Consider the following 3,014-nt stretch of genomic DNA (forward strand, 5'->3'; position numbering starts at 1 on the left):
ATTATAATCTGTAACCCCATCAAAACTTCACCACCTTTAACCTTTTATTAAGATCATTAGAAATGATATCTATGATATACATTCCCGCAGCAAAAGTGGCTGAAGGAATCTTTAAAGTAAAATGTCCTTGTTGCGGAGTTGGTTGATAGGAAGCTACTAGCCGTCCACTCAAATCTATAATTTTAATGGTAAGTTCATTCTGATTTTTCAAAAAACCTTTAAGAAACAATTCTTCAGCAAAAGGGTTTGGATAAGCTAAAATATGATTGTCACATTCCCCATCTTTATAGTAAGTTACTATAATACTATCCGTTGATTTGCATGCACCAACATTAGCAGTAAGTATATACTGACCTTCTTGGGTTATATTAAAAACAGAATCAGTGCTTCCGTTATTCCATATATAATTAGCATGGTTCATTGTAGAACTAAGTATCATACTTTCACCAAAACAAATTGTAGAATCATTACCCAAGGAAATTTTAAATGGGGGAACAACTTCTATATTCTGATTGCTTGTAGTTACGCAGCCTGTGCTGCCTGTAAGCGATTGCGTAATGGTATAAACTCCTGTCTTATTATATAAATGACTGGCTTGGAAATTATTATTAAAAGCATTTGCAACAGTATCTTTTCCATCTCCAAAAGTATAATAGCGACTGATAGCGAGCGTTGAAGTATCATACAACTGCAACAAAAATGGTGGACAAGAATATGCATAATTGACTGTAAATAGCGGAGCAGGTGCAGGCACAATGTTTACAGCATTTATATAATTAAAAGCATCTTCACAATAGCCGTTATTATATATAAGTTTAACGGAATAAATTCCATTTTTAGTATATATATGAGAAATATTCCCTTTGCCATAATTGCTGTATGAGCCTGTATCTACTAGCATTGCATCAGTTCCATCTCCAAAATACCAATGCCAATATTGTTTGTACGATGGATTTATTTCTGTAATAATACTCGAATCTTTAAATTGATAAGCCACATACTGACAGCCCAGTTTATTAGTACTTGCAATTATCGCTTTTAGTTTAAGGTGCGGATAAAGACTATCACTATACCACGCAAAATACCCACTATTTGTGATGCCTTTGAGTTTACAATATATGCCGCCACTTACATCTTTTATATAACAATTATTTCCTGTTGACGAATCGAATTGATTGGTTTGTTTATTATATACATACCATACAAAGTTTTTGTATGCTGTATCGGCATCTACATGCAGCATAACAACATTGCAGGAGTATTGTTCAGTGGTGTTGAGATATAGGTTTTGTTTGAGGGGATAAACATTTGCATAGCCATTTAAATGAAAATAGTACTTATTGATAATATTGCTATCTGGTGTTTCTACAACTTGAAAATCTTTGTAGAATTTCTCGTAACCAAAAGGCATATCTGGCTTATTAATAACAAAGGTATTGATTCCATGATTTAACATAAATATTCTACTACAAGGACCATAAATTAAACTATAATCACTTAACCATGTAGGGGAATTTAATTTATCGTGTGGTATATCTATCAGTGAGTCATATAAGATATACTCTTTAGGAACATAATTAACTGCATCATAAAAATCTATTTTTCTTAATCTTAAGTAAATATTAATAAGAGGTTTAGGTGCATACCTTCCTTCCAATACGTAAAGATATCTTCCATTAGGAGATAAGACTGAAAAATGAATATTCCCTGCTGTGTCTCTTTTTATATCTAAATGGTTTAATATTAAATGAGAAATACTATCAAGCAATAATACCCGAGTAGACCGCCAATCGAAATAATATGGATTAGAAAAATTTAAATGAGGTGTTTGACTAAAATATTGCATAAGGTCATAGTAGTAGCTATAATAGCCCGAATTCAAGCTCAGTGTATCATCAAATAAATGAATTGTAGTTCTTTGTTCAAATTTTACTCTTGTTACGTTACAAGAATATACTTTTTGGGTATCTTGAGCAAAAATATATATATAAAATCCATCATTTGTATTATTAAGTTTAATTGTATAGTTTTTGAACTTAGAACCATTATACACTATCTCTTGCTACATCATGCACTGTTCCTATATAAATAGGATTCGGGGTTAATAAGTTGGCCCCATTTTTACTTATGGTAAAATCAACTCTAAACATTACTAAAGTTGTGTGTACTATCTGCCCTATTTTAATAGCACTATCCAAACTAAATACCAAATGATATAGAGAATCATTCTGTTTGTCGGGCATAACAAAACACAAATATCCTGCATATTGATTATAGAAATAATTATATCTATAATTATAAAAATTGTCAGGGATAAGCTTTAATGTATCTCCATAAGCGGTAATCAAAGTATCATATTCAAATAATATCTGAGTAGAGGTGTCGAAAAAATTAGTAATCCGACCTGCAATTTCTCCTGTATTGGGATGATAAAATTTAAGACGAGAATTTATATTTGAAATCAATTCAACTTTTGCAGGCTCAGTTTTAAAATTAAAAAGTACCGAGCTACCATCATAATTAATTAAAGTACTTGTTACCTGTCCTCTTCCACCAAATGAAATACACAACAGTAATATGATATATATACTTTTAAGTTTCAAATTATTTTACCATGTAATGACTCACAAAAGTAGGAAAAGTTGCTTGGATTGGGGAAGTTTTTTTGTGAACGCACAGATTTGTCAAATCAGCATACGCACAGGCGTGGCGGATTTGTCAAATCTACAACGCACATTTGGAATTTCCGTCTTCGGTTAGGGCGGATTCTTCGCTCGAAGCATCGCTCAGAATGACGGTTAAAAGCGAGCGAATTATGTTATATTATTTCCTTCCATTCGAACAGATTCTTCGCTCGAAGCATTGCTCAGAATGACGGTTAAAAGCGAGCGAATGATGTTATATTATTTTCTTCCATTTGAACAGATTCTTCGCTCGAAGCATTGCTCAGAATGACGGTTAAAAGCGAGCGAATGATGTTATATTATTTCCTTCCATTTGAACAGATTCTTCGC

The 3,014-nt window shown here is 32.3% G+C and carries 2 protein-coding genes; both read right to left on the minus strand.

Features of this window, described 5'->3' with window-relative positions:
* Positions 1 to 19: 19 nt before the first annotated feature.
* Positions 20 to 2,053 carry a T9SS type A sorting domain-containing protein gene (locus SGJ10_02105; protein MDZ4756917.1) on the minus strand — a complete coding sequence of 678 codons (2,034 nt, stop codon included), beginning with the start codon at positions 2,051 to 2,053 and terminating at the stop codon, positions 20 to 22.
* The gene (locus SGJ10_02110) at positions 2,046 to 2,603 is read right to left on the minus strand and encodes a hypothetical protein (protein MDZ4756918.1); all 558 of its coding nucleotides are present in this window, start codon (positions 2,601 to 2,603) and stop codon (positions 2,046 to 2,048) included. Before SGJ10_02110 ends, SGJ10_02105 begins: the two co-directional genes overlap by 8 nt.
* Positions 2,604 to 3,014 lie beyond the last annotated feature (411 nt).

It is taken from the genome of Bacteroidota bacterium, from assembly GCA_034439655.1.
Lineage (GTDB): Bacteria > Bacteroidota > Bacteroidia > UKL13-3 > UKL13-3 > CANJUD01.